The following is a 13,850-nucleotide window of genomic DNA, read 5'->3' as shown; positions in this document are numbered from 1 at the left end:
GGGGTCAGACGAGCCGGGCCGGCTCGCGTACTGGCATGCCATCGGGCGCAAGCATGAGTTACGGGCGGACGACATGCTAGAACGGCCTGGACGGAGACGGACTAACGAGGGAGTTTTGTGGCTGGAATGAGAGGTCACGATGGCTGAGAAGGGCATCCCGTCCTGGCCCAAGGTGACGATCCGGCTGTACGACGACCACAACGCCGAGGTGAAGATCGCCGGCCGGAGTCACCCGGTCAACCACCACGATCCACGGCAGGCGGCGATCCAGCTCGTCAGCGAGCGGGCCGCCCAGCTGGGCCGGCCGGTGAAGGCGACGGCGGTGGAGTCCGACGGCGCGTCCTGGCCGCTGATCATCCACCCGGACGGCCGGGTCGAGTCGGTCGACGTGGATGCCAAGAGCAGCAAGCCGATCTGGCCGATCATCGTGGCGACCGTGGTGGCCGGCGTCCTGATCGCGGCGACGGTCATCTACCTGGTGGTTCTGCGCCCGCAGGGCGACAAGGTGGCGGAACCGACCGTGTCGCCGAAGCTGCCCGAGCTGCCCGTACCGCGGGTCGCTCCTGACCAGTTCCCGCGGCCGGTACCGCCGGGCTGGTCGACCAATGCCAGTTGGACCGTGGACATCAACACCGACACCGAGCCGGCCGTCTCCCCCGACGGCAGCGAGGTGGCGATCATCACGCCCGACGACAAGATCGCCGTCTTCGACAGTTCCGGCAAGGTGCTCTGGCAGGACAAGGTGCCGCGTGGTGCGGAGACTCCGGTCTACACCACTGTCGATTCCAAGCGCGTGGTTGCCGTGGTGTCACCAGAGTCCTTGTATTACTGGGCCGGTGACGGCGCCGAGGCCAAGGAGATCGCTCTGCCGAACTCGGCCACCGTGCAGTTCTTCGGCACTTCGCCGCTGGTGGTGCTGAGCAGGGATGCCGGCGCCAGCGTCATCTCGGGCGGGGAACTCAAGCCACTCCCCGACCCGCGGCGGGGGGCCACACTCCTGCTTGCCGAGGGCGACAAAGCTCTGCTGGCCCGATACACCGGTCCGCTGTTCTGGAGCCAGCCAGACAAGGAACCGCTGCCCCTGGACATCAAGCCGCCGAAAGGCGCGACGAGCATCAACCATGTCGTGGCCGCCAGTCCTGAGCGGGTCCTCGCGGTGTGGAACACCAAGGTTGCCGGCACGGTGATCCCGACGGTGAACTCCACCGCGACCGGTGCCGTTGTCGCGACCTGTCCGGCGGCCACCCTGAGCACGGCATCCGGCTGGCAGTGGGTGCCGGACGCCGGCCACAAGGTGGCCGCCTGGGGTGAGTGCATGATCAACTTCACCACCAACAAGACCTCGCTGTTCGAGGACTTCCAGCCGCTGTCGATCACCGGCCAGACGGTCTACGGCAAGTTGGCGGGCGATCTGATCTCCGGTACGCCGGGCGGAAAGTTCACCCCGTTGGCTGACAACACGGCGCTGCCGTGGGGGGTGGCCGGCCCGCACGCGATGGTCGTCCACAACTCGGTCCTGTACGCCTTGGACAAGAAGAAGTGAGGAAGCGCTCGCGGCTGCTGGCCGGACTCGCCTGCACGCTGGTGCTGCTGCTCCCGTGCGCCCCGGCGAGCGCCGGTGACGACCCGGTCCCGCAGAAATGGCCGGCGATCCAGGACCCAGGTGCCAGCACCGGTACGCCGTCCGACCCGAAGCCGCCCGAGTGGCCCGACGTCGCCCCACCGGACAGCAGCTCAGCCAGCGACCCCAAGCCCAGACAATGGCCGGCCCCGCAACCAGCCTGAGCCACAAATGAGCGAAGGCCCGCTTCCCTGGTTCAGGGAGCGGGCCTTCGTCAGTCGTGCGTGAGGTGTTGCCTTAGACGGCGACGACCTCGAGGCGGACGGTGGCGGCCACGTCCGGGTGCAGCTGCACCGAGACCTGGTGCTTGCCGGTCGTCTTGATCGGCGAACCGATCGCGATCGCCCGCTTCTCCACCAGCGGTCCACCCGCGGACTTGATCGCGCCGGCGATGTCCGCCGGGGTGACCGAGCCGAACAGGCGACCGGTCTCGCCGGCCTTCACGTCCAGCTGGACGCCGAGCTGCTCGAGCTGGTTCTTGACCTCGCTCGCGTGCTCCTTGCCCTGGATCGCCCGGGCGTCACGCGCCCGCTTGATCGACTGGATCTGCTTCTCCGCGCCCCGCGTCCAGCCGATGGCCAGACCACGCGGCACGAGGTAGTTACGGCCGTAGCCGTCCTTGACCTCGACGATGTCGCCGGGGGCTCCGAGGCCCTCGACCTCCTGCGCCAGGATGAGCTTCATGTCTCAGACCTCCCTCAGCGAGCGGTGCTCGTGTAAGGCAGCAGAGCCACCTCGCGAGCGTTCTTGATTGCGGTGGCCACATCGCGCTGGTGCTGGACGCAGTTGCCCGTCACCCGACGCGCGCGGATCTTGCCGCGGTCGGAGATGAACTTACGCAGCAGCCCGGTGTCCTTGTAGTCGACGTACGTTGCCTTGTCCTTGCAGAAGCCGCAGACCTTCTTCTTCGGCTTCCGAATGATCTTGGCCATTGTGGTGCTCTCTTCCTACTACTAGAGCCCGGCTAGTGCCGGAATGGTCATTCGGTAAAAATTGTCCTGCTCAGCTCAGAACGGAGGCTCTTCCATCGAGCCGCCGCCACTCTGACCTGCCCAGGGGTCGTTCTGCGGAGCGGCTTGGCCGCCACCGCCACCGCCCTGGTTGCCACCGCCGGCAGGGGTCGCCCAGGGATCGTTCTGCGGGGCGCCGCCACCCTGGTTGCCGCCGAAGCCGCCACCTTGGTTGCCACCGCCACCGCCGAAGTTGCCGCCCTGGTTGCCACCGCCGCCACCACCACCGAAGCCGCCGCCGTCGCCGGACCGCGAGGCCTTGGTGATCTTGGCGGTCGCATACCGCATGCTCGCGCCGATCTCCTCGACGTCGCACTCGAAGACGGTGCGCTTGTTGCCGTCGCGGTCGTCATAGCTTCTTGCCTTCAGACGGCCGTGAACGACGACTCGGGCGCCACGCGTCAGCGATTCGGCGACATTCTCGGCGACCTGGCGCCACACGGAGCAGGAGATGAAGAGGGTTTCCCCGTCTTTCCACTCGTTGCTCTGCCGGTCCAGGGTGCGCGGCGTGCAGGCGACTGTGAAGTTCGCCACCGCGGCCCCCGACGGTGTGAACCGGAGCTCCGGATCTCCCGTCAGGTTCCCGATCAAGGTGATGGGTGGTTCGCCTGCCATTGCCGTTCCTCCTGCTTTCGGGTGTGGCTGTGTCTACAGCTATCAGTAGCGGATGGCACCGACACTGGAGCTGCTGACGACCCCAGGGATCAGTGCTGGTCCGGACGGATGACCTTGGTGCGCAGGATCGACTCGTTCAGCGAGAGCTGACGGTCGAGCTCCTTCACGACCGCCGGCGTGGCGGTCAGGTCGATGATGGCGTAAATGCCCTCGGACTTCTTCTTGACGTCGTAGGCCAGCTTGCGACGGCCCCAGATGTCGAGCTTCTCGACCGTGCCACCTTCCTTGCGGACGATGTTCAGGTACGTGTCGAGGGACGGTTCCACGGTGCGCTCTTCGAGCTCAGGGTCGAGGATCACCATGACTTCATAACGACGCATGCGCGAACTCCACCTCCTTCGGACTTTGGCGGCCACGGTCTTTCCGTGGCAGGAGGGCGATGCGTGCCCGGCGCCGACAATCGCCGTCGGCGCCGAACTGGGTCAAGCAGTAAGCCCGGTCGAAGGACCGGGCCAACACCAACAGAATACCAGCGCGTGGACGTGGTCTTGACCACTATCCACAGGCCTGTTCACGGTCGGCCGGACCCACGATAGCCCCCGCCAGCGGCGGTACGACGACCGCGGTCGGCCGGCGACGCAGAGCGACCACCACGAGGAGCGGCAGACCGAGCACGACCGAGACCACGGCCAGGAGCGGGAAGCCGCCTGCCGAGAACAGCCAGGTCGAGGCGGCCGTGGCGATGGCGGAGACGGCCCAGACGCCGGCTTCGACGCCGCTCTCCAGCCATGCGCCAGGCGAAGCGGCGGTCAACAGAGCGCTGCCACCCAGATAGCAGAGGTTCCAGCCGTAGCCCAGGAGGAAGAGAGCCGGCGTGAAGGTCGATCCGCTCGGCCCTGCCACCACCAGCGCGGCAACGATGACGGTGGCGAGTCCGGCGATCATCACCGGCGTCGGCCCTGCCCTGTCGATCCACCAGCCGGTCAGGGGCGCCAAGGCGAACATGCCGAGCGTGTGGGCGGAGAGCATCAGCCCGAGGGCGCCAAGCCCTTGCCCGTGGTGATGCGCGTGCACGGGCACCGACGTCATCAGGGCCACCATCACCAAGTGCCCCACGAGCATGACTCCCGCCGCCACGACAGCCGACGCACCCAGTCGCACCGGCACCGCACCAGCCGCCTGCTCCTCGTACTGCGTTCGCTGTGGCGGGCGGATGCGACTAGCGGCGAGTAGCGCCGAGAAGGCGGCGGCCACCGCGAGCAGGAACGGTCCGGCCAGAGGCGGTAGCCCGAGCGAGGTAGCGATCGACTGGGCCGGCTCCAATAGGAACGGGCCGCCGACAGCGCCCGCAGTACTGGCCCAGACGACTGTGCTCATGGCGGCTGCTCGTCTTGCCGGAGCGACCGCGTCGGCGGCGGCGTACCGCGACAGGAGGCTCGCGGCGTTTCCTGCGCCGAGCAGGAACATGCCTACGAACAGCAGAGCGACGGGTGCTCCGACAGCGGCGAGCACCGTGAGCGCGCCGCCGGCGACGGCGACGCCGTAGCCGGTTTTGAGGGCCTGGGCACGACCGAGCCGGGCACTCCATCTGCCGATGGCCATCGCGCCCGCCGCCGTCCCCAGGACTCCGGCGGTGTTGGGCAGGCCGGCCAGGTCGGCGGACAGGTCGTCGGCGATCAGGATCGTGCTCACGGCGCTGGCGGCGACCATCGCGGCATTCATCAGGGCGGCGGCCAGAATGACGGGAATCAGCATGCTTCAACGCTAGAAAGGCAGCTCCCGGCGCAGAATGCCCGAAGTAAGGCATCGGGGCCTTGCCGAGCAGCGATATCGAAGGTGTTCTTGGGAGGTGACCTTTCAGGAGCGAAATCTGGACGCCACCGACTGGCAGATCCTGGCCGAGCTGCAGGCCGACGGCCGGCTGTCGTACAACCAGCTCGGCAAGCGGGTGAACCTGTCTCCACCGGCCGTCGCCGACCGGGTACGCCGCCTGGAGGAGTCCGGTGTGATCGTCGGCTACAAGGCGCAGGTCGACCCGGCTCGTGCGGGTCAGCCGCTGGCAGCCTTCGTCCAGATGCGGTGTACGACCGGGCGCTGCCTGCTCAAGACGACCCGCTCGGAGGACTTCCCCGAAGTACTGGAGATCCACAAGCTCAGCGGGAACTCCTGCACGATGCTGCGGGTCCGGGTCGCGTCCATGCGGCACCTGGAGGGGCTGTTCGAGCGGCTGGGCGAGCACGGCGAGATCAACACGCACGTGGTGCTGTCCACGGAGTTCGAGGGACGCCCGGTGCAACCACCGGCGTACGACGCCCGCCCGGTCACGCGGTCCGAGGGGTGGGGGCACTAGAACTGTCGGCGGGCGGTCATAAGGTGGCGGCATGAGTGTGAAACTGGGTGCGCATGTCGAGCAGAACGACCCGCTGGCCGAGGCCGCTGACCGGGGTGCCGACCTGGTGCAGTTCTTCCTCGGTGACCCGCAGGACTACAAGGCACCCAAGGTCGCGTACGCCGATGGCGCCGAGGCGCTGAAGGCCCGCGCGGAGGCCGACGGGATCGACCTCTACATCCACGCGCCGTACCGGCTGAACGTCGCGACGCTGAACAACCGGATCCGGATCCCCAGCCGCAAGCTGCTGCAGCAGACGCTCGACAAGGCGGCCGAGATCGGCGCCAAGGGAGTCATCGTGCACGGCGGCCACGTCGGCGAGGACGACGATCCCGAGGCCGGGTTCGACAACTGGCGCAAGTGCATCGAGCGCGCGGAACTGCCGGTCCCGCTGCTGATCGAGAACACCGCGGGCGGCGAGAACGCGATGGCGCGCAAACTGGAGCGGATCGCCCGGCTGTGGGACGCGGTGCAGAGCTCCGGCAATGAGAACGTCGACCGGGTCGGCTTCTGCCTGGACACCTGTCACTTCCACGCGGCCGGCGAGGACCTGCCGACCGTGGTGGAGAAGGTCGTCGCGATCACCGGCCGGATCGACCTGGTGCACGCTAACGGCTCGCGGGACGCGTTCGGCTCAGGCGCGGACCGGCACAGCAACTTCGAGGAGGGCGAGATCGACCCGGCCGAGATCGTCGCGGTGGTGAAGGCCGCCAACGCTCCGGTCGTCGTCGAGACCCCGAATAGCGATCACGGCCAGAAGGCAGACATCGACTACCTCCGCGCGCACCTGAACTAGTGCGCCGCGTCGGAAGTTCCGTTGCGCACTAGCGCCCAGCGTCGGCTGGGCGGTTCAGGTTGTGCAGCCAGTACGTGATGCCCCAGGGCAGCAGTAGGGCCAGGCCGCCGGCGTTGCGGTCGGGGATGAGGATGTCGGCGCCCACAGCGATGACCAGGCAGACGGCCGAGAGCTGGAAGAGGCTTGCCGGGCCCACCTGGGTGCCGAGAGTGACGCGGCCCAGCGCGCAGGCGACGTACAGGACGGTCAGGGCGAGGATGGCGAGCGCGGACAGCAAGACACCCACCCAGGCCGACGGCCGGTAATTGCCGGCTGCCTTGGTGACATCGGCTATCAGGAAGACGCCGACGAACAAGCAGAGCGCGGCACAGGCCCAGAGGATGCGGATGGTGATGCGCTGGGCACGCTCGGGATTCGGTTCGGCAGCAGCCATGCGCGGGACGGTACCGCACGGGAGGATGTCCGGATGCAGACCTGGGCGGAGCGGTTTCCTGACTTGTACGCACCCGGCTACTGGCGCTGGGGCGAGCTCGACGTCCGCTTCGGCACCGAGCAGCCGCCCGACGAGCTGATCAGCAACGCGCACGTGATCGGCCGGACCGAGGGCGGCATCGTCGTCTGCGCGAACGACCTCGGCTGGCGCTTCCTGCCCGGCGGCACCCGCGAGCCGGACGAGAAGATCGAGAACCTCGTCGAGCGCGAACTCCTGGAAGAGGCCGGCACCCGGGTCACCGGCCCGCTGATCTGGCTCGGCGGGCACCGGGCCGACCATCGGCGCCCGGCGCCGTACCGGGCCCATCTGCCGCATCCGGTCTCGTACTGGGCGAACTACGTCGTCGACGTCGTGGTCGACAGCGAGCCGACCAGCCCGCCGGACGGCGAGCAGATCACCGAGGTGCTCGTGCTGCCACCGGCCGAGGCGATCACGTACCTCGACGCGATGGACGACAACGACGGCGTGATGGGCAACCTGGTCAGACTGGCGCAGGCAAAGGGGCTCGTTTAGCTGACCGCCACGGCAGGACGAAGGCGCTGAGCAGACACAGTCCACCCGCGACCAGCATCGAAGTACGCAGGCTGGTCAGGCCGGCCAGTACGCCGCCTGCCGCCATGAAGGCGGGCTGCACGGATCGGGACGTGATCGACCATGAGGTGAGCACGCGAGCCATGAAGCCGTCTTCGGTGACCTCCATCCGGTAGGTCGCGAACGACGGGTTGAAGGCTCCGGCGGCGAGCAGCAAGCAAGTCTCGGCGACGATCAACAGCACGAAGCCATCCACGCCGGGTGTTGCGAAGGGCAACAACAGCAACCACGGCGTGCGTAGTACGCCGAAGACGAGCAGCATCCGGTGCAGCCCCAGCCAGCGGGTGAGCCGCGGCGCGAACCAGGCACCGAGGACACCGCCGAAGCAGGGCAGGCCCGCCACCAACCCGTACTGCCACGGCTGCATGTGCAGGTCGCGCAGCATCAGGACGGGCAGCAGCGGCGCCATCATCATCACCGGCCCGCCGAAGAGCTGGGAGTTCCAGAAGAGCGAACGCAGCCCGCGATCTCGCCAGATGTAGCGCCAGCCGGCGGTGATGTCGCGCTTGTCCTGGCGGCGGACCGGTACCGGTTCGGGCTCGCGGATGCGGCGTACGCCGGCCGCGGACAGCAGGTACGAGACGGCGTCGACCGCGAGCGTGAGCGGAACGCCGACCAGGCTGACCAGTGCGCCACCGATCGGCGGCCCGACACTCAGCGTGGTCCAGGTGGTCGACTCGAATCGGCCGTTCGCCTCGGCTCGCCCCGCGGCCGGCACCAGCGACTTCAGGTGCGCGCCACTCGCCGCGGTGAACGCGATCAGTGCTGCCGCCTGGACGACGCCGACCACGCAGAGCTGGGTGTAGGTCAGCAGATCGAGCGCCGCCGCCACCGGGACGCTCAGCAGCGTGGCGAACCGGACGAGATCCGCGGTGATCATCACCGGCCGCTTGCGGCGCTGCTCGATGAAGTCCCCCATCGGCAACGCCAGAGCCGCACCCGCCACGGCCGAGAGGGCGGCCAGCAGCGAGACCTGGAAGGTGCTCACGTCGAGCACGAGCACGGCCACCAGCGGCAGCGCGCCGTACCCGATCCCGCTGCCGATCGCACTGATCGCATAAGCGGCCCACAGCCGCCGGAAGTCCTGACTCAGAGAAGTTCCAAACGGCATCGGCCGATCGTAGAAGCCGCCACCGACAAGACCGGCAGCGCAGGCTCGGCCGTCGTCTAGCATGACCACCTCGCCGGTCAGGTAGGCGTGTCCATCGCGGCGATCCGACCGGCGATCAGCGTCGTCGTGGTCAGAACGAGTCGTCGGCGTCTTCCTCCAGCGGATCATCCGGCCACGGGGCCCAGTCGGCGCCTTCGGGCCGTCGCTCGGCCCCGGTCGCCAGGAAGTCCGTCGTCACCGCGAACAGGACCTCAAGCTCGACCAGAGAGTCGGCCGGGAAGAGTTCCTCGTTGCCCATGTACTGGTATCGGACTGGTCCGTCACCGTCGTGGACACCCCGCGCATACCAAGCCTCAAGGCCGTTCACGTAGTTGATGCTGCCGAGCTTGCGCTCCGCCAGGACACCGAAGCGCAATTCGTGATCCGCCACACCGATTTCGTGCTGCGGCCTTTCCTGGATATAGAGCGCTACAGTCGAGCTCTGGAGCGGCTGCTCAAGCATCGTGTCGATGAGCGCCCGAACGTCATCAGCAGTCGCGATCACGACAGGGTCGTCCTCGTGCCCGTCGTGGTAGTACGCCCTAGCCGTGTAGCTCATGGCTCGCCCTTTCCTGTGAACGTCCATGGTCCCCCGCCCAGCCAGTGGACCGTAAGCTTCGCGCCCTCCGGGAGGAAGCTCTCGATCCAGCGCGGGCAGCTCGCCTCGCCCCGGCAGGGGCGGTTGTTGATGTAAATGGTCTCATCGCGTAGACCTCGCTCTCTCATGAACAGGGCAAACTTGACCTCGACGTGCGAGGTGCTCCTCATCGCCTTCAGCCCGAGGCGCCGTGCGTGCTCGTCGGCCAGCCGCTGGTAATGGCCGTAGCCACTCACCAACGGCATCTCCTCCTTGTCCGGGGGCGCCCAGAGCCCGCGTGTCTTGCCGACGTCGTTCTCGCGCACCGGAAGGCGCCCGACGATCCTCTGCGCTTCCGGGTCGCCGCCGTCCTCTGGCGGCCTAGGCGTGGAGGGGCCCGGCTGCGGCCTCGGTCTTGGACGTTCCGATGACCGCGGCTTGCTCGCCGACCCTGGCCCGCCAGAACCACCCGAAGGCCCGGACGCACCGCGCTGCCCTGACGGCGCCGCCCCGCCTTCACCTCCTACCATTGCCGCCGCCCATCCCCTCGCATCGCGGTACGCCCGGTCGGCGAAGTACGCGGCTTTCTCGCAATCGGTCGCCGCCGCATCCAAGTGGTAGGCAGCAGCCTGCAACGCCGGGCTTCCACTCGACAGGCCACCGACATACCCCGCCACCTCGCGACAACGTCGGGCCCGCTCATGCAGCGCGGTACTCACTCGCGGCATCATGCCCAGGCAGGCCACCAGTTCCGCGGCGACCCGCTGCAACTCCGACGGCACCCGCGCTGCCTAGATTTGCTGGGCATACTGCCCGCATTTGTGGGAAGCGATCTGTAGCGACTCCACCGCCGAGGCCAGAGACTTGGAGGCCGCGTCCAAGACCTCCGCGATGTCGCGGTCGGCGCCGGTCGCTGACCCTTGGATCAAGGCCAGCACCTGTTGGCTGGCCTGGCTGAACTTGTTCTGGAACCCGCCGAGACTAGCGGCACCTTGATTGGCGTCCTGGGCAACGGCATGGAGTTGCCCCCGAAGCTGTTCTACAACAGACATTCCCTGCTCCTCACGGTTGAAGATCTCTGGGTAGGCCCGACCAGACGTCGAGGCTCGGCACTGAGATGTCCCGCTGCCCTCACGTGATGAGGTTGGCTGCAAGGGCAGCGGGACAGATCTTCCGAAGGGCCTCGCCCAGCCCCAGGAAGTGGAACGGTGTGCGGACGCAGTAGAGCGGTACGCCCGCACACCGGGTCTTGCGAGACCTCGGCGCGGTGTCGCGAGGTGTCGGACACCGCGCCGAGGCACTCATGCGGGCGGCCAGCGCTCTGCGGCAGCGCACCGCAGGGGGTGACGACGACATCGACAGTCGCCCGCCGCATGGGTCACTCTTCGTCCAGCCACTCGGCACCGGACGCGTCCTTGTGATGGCCCTTGTGGTAGCCACTGAGGCAACGGCGGCCCGTCATCGGATTGGTGCCATCGCAGGGATCATCTGCATGCAGAACTGGCCAGCCGCGCGGGCCCCTCTCGACTTCCGAAGGTGGTTCGTCGTGGCCTCGGGCCCACCCCACCCCATCGACAACTTCGTGTGTGGACATGCCGTCAACGATCACGGATCACTGAACTATGCTGAACTGACTGGTAGTACGTGTTACTGCACTGACCGTGAGCGGGGAGGGTGTTAGCTCAGGCGATGGCGGCATCCGAAAGTCGTACCGGCATGCGGGGTTTGGTGAGTCCAAGCTCCGAGGTGGGCGTGGTCTCAGGCTTCGTCCTGAAACTGATCCGTGGATCGATCGGCTTCACTCAGGCCGATATGGCCGAGCGCCTCGGTGTGGACATCAGCACGATCCAGGGCTGGGAAACAGGCAAGCGGCCACTGACAGCCCAGCGCGCCGCTGACCTGCTCCGCCTGAAAACACGCCTGGTCATGCTTGGAGGCTCCCCTGCTGCTGTCGGAACGCTGCAAGACGCGATCGAGGCCGACGGCATCCTTTCCTTGGCGATTGCAGCAGGCGGGCAGCCCGTCAGCGTGGACATGAATCCTCTTGCTGCTGCGGTCCACCGGCGCAGTCTGGTGCACATGATCACCTGGCCGTTCAGGGGCATATCGCCGCCACCTCTGCGTGATCTGCCATCGGCACCCGCAAGAGGACCAGTCGCCAAACACCCGAACCTTTCCAACGGGGACCAAGCCCGCTTCTTCGACCACCTGCTAGCGACCGTCGACTCCCGGCAAGCCAGTCGGTTGCCCGTACTGCGCCGCCAGGCCTCCTACCTGTTGGGGTTTGACCAGCGCAAGGAGTCCGCCGAGTGGCTCTCTGCTGAACATCGGCGCGCGTTCGTCGCCGGTACAGCCTCGGCTGACCTCCCCGCTGGCATCGCCGCTCGGTCCGCGACGGTGGCGCTAGCCCGTCGCGGCGACATCGATCCTTTGCGCTACTTCATCAAGCACACGCTCAGCCGCGAGGACCACGCGGCAGCCAACCTGGCCTACTGGGCGTATTGGCTGGGCGAGATCACAGAGTCCTACGCTGACGACTCGTACCTGATCGCCGAGGCGGATGAGCATGGCTGGTCGGGCGGCCGCCTGGCCGCGCACCTCCTGAGGCACCTGGACGACGACTTCCATAGCCACCTGAACATTCACAGCCTGTGGGTGCTGATTCTCGCAAAGCCCGATCTGCTGAGGCGGGACCACAAACTCCGCCTGAAGACCGGGAACCGCGTTGAGCAAGCACTCGACACAGGGTTCGACCGCGAGACGCGGGACGAGTTGATTAACTTGCGGTGTGCCGTGCAACTCGCTGGCCGCTGACGAAGGGACAACCGTGGCAGACGACACGACAGATCAGGACGCTTCGGGCACCATCGCCTTCGCCTACGAGATGGGCGTTCTCAAGCGCCTTCGCCGCGCCGGCTGGTGGCACGCCGGCGTACGCGATCCTGAGTCAGTCTCTGAGCACAGCCTTCGCGTGGCCCAACTCGCGGCTCTGATCGCCGCTGAAGAGGGCGGCGACCCCGCCCGTGCCGCCTACATGGGGATGTGGCACGACTCGCAGGAGACGCGCATCGGCGACATCCCACACAGCGCACGCCCGTACGTCGAAGTTGCTTCCAACGAACGGATCACCGAAGACCAAATCGCGGGGCTACCCGATCGTGCAGCGAAGAGCATCCGGGACGCCGTAGCGGAGTACGAGTCCGGAGGGACGATCGAAGCTCGCTGCGCCAAGGACGCGGATCGACTCGAATGCCTCATGCAGGCCATTGAATACCAGGAGGCTGGCTACACCCGCGTCGATGGCTGGATCGAGTCCTCCCGCTCCAAGATCAAAACCGACTTCGGTAAGCGCCTCGCTGAGGCCGCTCTGACGGTCTCGCCGCTCGCCTGGCGCAACCGGTAGCGCTCGGGCCGAAGGCCCGTTTAGAGGCCCTTGAGGCCCGCCGAACGCTGTATGAAGCTCATACCTAGCAAGCCAAGGCCCAGCCGGTGTCTACAACGGAAGGAAGGCGGGGGGTGGGCTGCGAGAAGGAAGAGAAGTGCTAGGTGCGGTCAGCGCAGGTTGAGACCGCCGTCGAGCAGAATCACCTCGCCGGTCAGGTAGGCGTGACCGGCGATCGCGGCGATCAGGTCGGCGACGTCCGCGGGCTGCGCGGCCCGGCGCATCGGGCTCATGGTTTTCCACAGCTCCTGTGCCTCGGTCCATGCCTCCGTCATCGGAGTGTCGACCAGCCCAGGCGCGACAGCGTTCACCCGTACGTCGGGGCCGAGCGCCGCGGCGAGCAACTTCGTCACGTGGTTCAGCGCCGCCTTGCTGGCGGCGTACGCGATCGAACTCCCCTTCGGGCGGACGCCGGCATGGCTCGTCACGTTCACGATGGCGCCCTGCGACTCGCGTAGCGCGGGCAGGGCCGCAGTACAGAGCAGCCACGGCGCGATCAGGTTGACGTCGAGCAGTCGACGCCAGTCGGCAGCAGTCAGCCCATCGAGGTCCGCATGTGGCACAGGCCAGCTGATACCGGCGTTGTTCACCAGTACGTCGAGCCGCCCGTGCGCGGCGAGCACCTGAGGCACCAGCGCCGCCGCCTCGTCCTCCTGCCCGAGATCGGCCTGCAGGTAGGTCCCACCGAGTTCCTCGGCAAGCGCGAGCCCAGCGTCGCGGCTGCTGCGCGAGTGCACCACCACCGTCATCCCATCGGCGGCGAAGCGCGTAGCCGTCGCCTCCCCGATCCCAGAGGTCGATCCGGTCACCAACGCCACCTTTTGCATAGCCCCACCCTAGAAAACGCTGTGCTCCGATAGCCGGTTATGTGACCGCTAGCCGGCTGTAGCTTGCGTTTAAACCTCGGCCGCCTTGGTGTCGTGTCTGGTGATCAGTTCGGTGGCTTCGGCGGCGATGTCGCGCATCTGGGTGATGAGGGCGCGTAGCTGCCGGTCGTTGTTGATCCATTCGGCGTACAGGTTCGCCTCGTGTTCGGTGAGCCGACGGGTGACGGTCTTGCCGTTGATCTTGCGTGTCCACTGGTAGTAGGGGCCGTGCATGCGTGGCGGGTCGGCGTGGCAGCCGCAGTTGGGTTTGCCGCAGCGGGTGTGACGGCGGGTGATGGT

Annotated in this window: 19 protein-coding genes; 7 read left to right on the top strand and 12 right to left on the bottom strand. The window is 67.3% G+C overall.

Annotated features, from left to right (window positions below):
- The first annotated feature begins 139 nt into the window (after positions 1-139).
- Positions 140-1,543 (top strand): hypothetical protein, encoded by a 1,404-nt coding sequence (locus A3ES_RS0131755; RefSeq protein WP_020390883.1) that lies wholly within the window; start codon positions 140-142, stop codon positions 1,541-1,543.
- Entirely contained in the window at positions 1,540-1,785 is a 246-nt protein-coding gene (locus A3ES_RS0131750) for a hypothetical protein (RefSeq protein WP_020390882.1), read from the top strand. The genes A3ES_RS0131755 and A3ES_RS0131750 overlap by 4 nt, the downstream gene beginning before the upstream one ends.
- Before the next feature lie 73 nt (positions 1,786-1,858).
- On the opposite strand, the gene rplI is transcribed toward A3ES_RS0131750, so the two are convergent.
- The 5 genes from rplI to A3ES_RS0131725 all read right to left on the bottom strand — a co-directional run bounded on the left by rplI (position 1,859) and on the right by A3ES_RS0131725 (position 5,001).
- A complete protein-coding gene (gene rplI / locus A3ES_RS0131745) occupies positions 1,859-2,305 on the bottom strand; it encodes a 50S ribosomal protein L9 (RefSeq protein WP_020390881.1) in 447 nt (148 codons plus the stop codon).
- Between the two features lie 14 nt (positions 2,306-2,319).
- Positions 2,320-2,553, bottom strand: a complete 234-nt coding sequence (gene rpsR, locus A3ES_RS0131740; protein WP_020390880.1) for a 30S ribosomal protein S18 — start codon at positions 2,551-2,553, stop codon at positions 2,320-2,322.
- A gap of 75 nt (positions 2,554-2,628) precedes the next feature.
- Positions 2,629-3,246, bottom strand: coding sequence for a single-stranded DNA-binding protein (locus A3ES_RS0131735; protein WP_020390879.1), 618 nt, complete (start codon positions 3,244-3,246; stop codon positions 2,629-2,631).
- A gap of 89 nt (positions 3,247-3,335) precedes the next feature.
- Positions 3,336-3,626 carry a 30S ribosomal protein S6 gene (rpsF, locus tag A3ES_RS0131730; RefSeq protein ID WP_026163391.1) on the bottom strand — a complete coding sequence of 97 codons (291 nt, stop codon included), beginning with the start codon at positions 3,624-3,626 and terminating at the stop codon, positions 3,336-3,338.
- 175 nt (positions 3,627-3,801) lie between these two features.
- Entirely contained in the window at positions 3,802-5,001 is a 1,200-nt protein-coding gene (locus tag A3ES_RS0131725) for an MFS transporter (protein WP_020390877.1), read from the bottom strand.
- 94 nt (positions 5,002-5,095) lie between these two features.
- On the opposite strand from A3ES_RS0131725, the gene A3ES_RS0131720 reads away from it, so the two are divergent.
- Both A3ES_RS0131720 and A3ES_RS0131715 read left to right on the top strand, forming a co-directional pair.
- Entirely contained in the window at positions 5,096-5,596 is a 501-nt protein-coding gene (locus A3ES_RS0131720) for an Lrp/AsnC family transcriptional regulator (protein WP_020390876.1), read from the top strand.
- A gap of 31 nt (positions 5,597-5,627) precedes the next feature.
- Entirely contained in the window at positions 5,628-6,431 is an 804-nt protein-coding gene (locus A3ES_RS0131715) for a deoxyribonuclease IV (RefSeq protein ID WP_020390875.1), read from the top strand.
- 28 nt (positions 6,432-6,459) lie between these two features.
- On the opposite strand, the gene A3ES_RS0131710 is transcribed toward A3ES_RS0131715, so the two are convergent.
- Positions 6,460-6,864, bottom strand: coding sequence for a hypothetical protein (locus A3ES_RS0131710; RefSeq protein WP_020390874.1), 405 nt, complete (start codon positions 6,862-6,864; stop codon positions 6,460-6,462).
- Between the two features lie 33 nt (positions 6,865-6,897).
- On the opposite strand from A3ES_RS0131710, the gene A3ES_RS0131705 reads away from it, so the two are divergent.
- Positions 6,898-7,437 (top strand): NUDIX domain-containing protein, encoded by a 540-nt coding sequence (locus A3ES_RS0131705; protein WP_020390873.1) that lies wholly within the window; start codon positions 6,898-6,900, stop codon positions 7,435-7,437.
- Here A3ES_RS0131705 and A3ES_RS0131700 read toward each other — a convergent pair.
- The 4 genes from A3ES_RS0131700 to A3ES_RS0131685 all read right to left on the bottom strand — a co-directional run bounded on the left by A3ES_RS0131700 (position 7,406) and on the right by A3ES_RS0131685 (position 10,294).
- Positions 7,406-8,626, bottom strand: coding sequence for an MFS transporter (locus A3ES_RS0131700; protein WP_026163390.1), 1,221 nt, complete (start codon positions 8,624-8,626; stop codon positions 7,406-7,408). The two genes, A3ES_RS0131705 and A3ES_RS0131700, sit on opposite strands and share 32 nt — an antisense overlap.
- A gap of 130 nt (positions 8,627-8,756) precedes the next feature.
- Complete coding sequence (locus A3ES_RS0131695; protein WP_020390871.1) at positions 8,757-9,224, bottom strand: Imm1 family immunity protein; 468 nt, start codon at positions 9,222-9,224, stop codon at positions 8,757-8,759.
- The gene (locus A3ES_RS53530; protein WP_020390870.1) at positions 9,221-9,568 is read right to left on the bottom strand and encodes a DddA-like double-stranded DNA deaminase toxin; all 348 of its coding nucleotides are present in this window, start codon (positions 9,566-9,568) and stop codon (positions 9,221-9,223) included. The genes A3ES_RS0131695 and A3ES_RS53530 overlap by 4 nt, the downstream gene beginning before the upstream one ends.
- 465 nt (positions 9,569-10,033) lie before the next feature.
- Positions 10,034-10,294, bottom strand: coding sequence for a hypothetical protein (locus A3ES_RS0131685; RefSeq protein WP_020390869.1), 261 nt, complete (start codon positions 10,292-10,294; stop codon positions 10,034-10,036).
- A gap of 676 nt (positions 10,295-10,970) precedes the next feature.
- On the opposite strand from A3ES_RS0131685, the gene A3ES_RS0131675 reads away from it, so the two are divergent.
- A complete protein-coding gene (locus A3ES_RS0131675) occupies positions 10,971-12,056 on the top strand; it encodes a helix-turn-helix domain-containing protein (RefSeq protein WP_237745117.1) in 1,086 nt (361 codons plus the stop codon).
- Positions 12,057-12,069: 13 nt separating this feature from the next.
- Positions 12,070-12,645, top strand: a complete 576-nt coding sequence (locus A3ES_RS0131670; RefSeq protein ID WP_026163388.1) for an HD domain-containing protein — start codon at positions 12,070-12,072, stop codon at positions 12,643-12,645.
- A gap of 149 nt (positions 12,646-12,794) precedes the next feature.
- On the opposite strand, the gene A3ES_RS0131665 is transcribed toward A3ES_RS0131670, so the two are convergent.
- The gene (locus A3ES_RS0131665; RefSeq protein ID WP_237745116.1) at positions 12,795-13,493 is read right to left on the bottom strand and encodes an SDR family NAD(P)-dependent oxidoreductase; all 699 of its coding nucleotides are present in this window, start codon (positions 13,491-13,493) and stop codon (positions 12,795-12,797) included.
- 87 nt (positions 13,494-13,580) lie between these two features.
- Positions 13,581-13,850, bottom strand: a 270-nt coding sequence (locus A3ES_RS49120; protein WP_020390865.1) for a DUF6788 family protein, incomplete at its 5' end; no start/stop codon positions are given.

The organism is Kribbella catacumbae DSM 19601 (assembly GCF_000372465.1).
GTDB classification, from domain to species: Bacteria; Actinomycetota; Actinomycetes; order Propionibacteriales; family Kribbellaceae; genus Kribbella; species Kribbella catacumbae.
This window is presented reverse-complemented; position numbering and strand designations above follow the sequence as displayed.

What these genes read in the sequence shown, in the direction of transcription:
- rpsF (WP_026163391.1), bottom strand. Translation starts at nt 3,626, where the DNA reads ATGCGTCGTTATGAAGTCATGGTGATCCTCGACCCTGAGCTCGAAGAG.
- A3ES_RS0131715 (WP_020390875.1), top strand. Translation starts at nt 5,628, where the DNA reads ATGAGTGTGAAACTGGGTGCGCATGTCGAGCAGAACGACCCGCTGGCC.
- A3ES_RS0131685 (WP_020390869.1), bottom strand. Translation starts at nt 10,294, where the DNA reads ATGTCTGTTGTAGAACAGCTTCGGGGGCAACTCCATGCCGTTGCCCAG.
- A3ES_RS0131725 (WP_020390877.1), bottom strand. Translation starts at nt 5,001, where the DNA reads ATGCTGATTCCCGTCATTCTGGCCGCCGCCCTGATGAATGCCGCGATG.
- A3ES_RS0131755 (WP_020390883.1), top strand. Translation starts at nt 140, where the DNA reads ATGGCTGAGAAGGGCATCCCGTCCTGGCCCAAGGTGACGATCCGGCTG.
- A3ES_RS0131695 (WP_020390871.1), bottom strand. Translation starts at nt 9,224, where the DNA reads ATGAGCTACACGGCTAGGGCGTACTACCACGACGGGCACGAGGACGAC.
- A3ES_RS0131735 (WP_020390879.1), bottom strand. Translation starts at nt 3,246, where the DNA reads ATGGCAGGCGAACCACCCATCACCTTGATCGGGAACCTGACGGGAGAT.
- A3ES_RS0131700 (WP_026163390.1), bottom strand. Translation starts at nt 8,626, where the DNA reads ATGCCGTTTGGAACTTCTCTGAGTCAGGACTTCCGGCGGCTGTGGGCC.
- rplI (WP_020390881.1), bottom strand. Translation starts at nt 2,305, where the DNA reads ATGAAGCTCATCCTGGCGCAGGAGGTCGAGGGCCTCGGAGCCCCCGGC.
- rpsR (WP_020390880.1), bottom strand. Translation starts at nt 2,553, where the DNA reads ATGGCCAAGATCATTCGGAAGCCGAAGAAGAAGGTCTGCGGCTTCTGC.
- A3ES_RS0131710 (WP_020390874.1), bottom strand. Translation starts at nt 6,864, where the DNA reads ATGGCTGCTGCCGAACCGAATCCCGAGCGTGCCCAGCGCATCACCATC.
- A3ES_RS0131705 (WP_020390873.1), top strand. Translation starts at nt 6,898, where the DNA reads ATGCAGACCTGGGCGGAGCGGTTTCCTGACTTGTACGCACCCGGCTAC.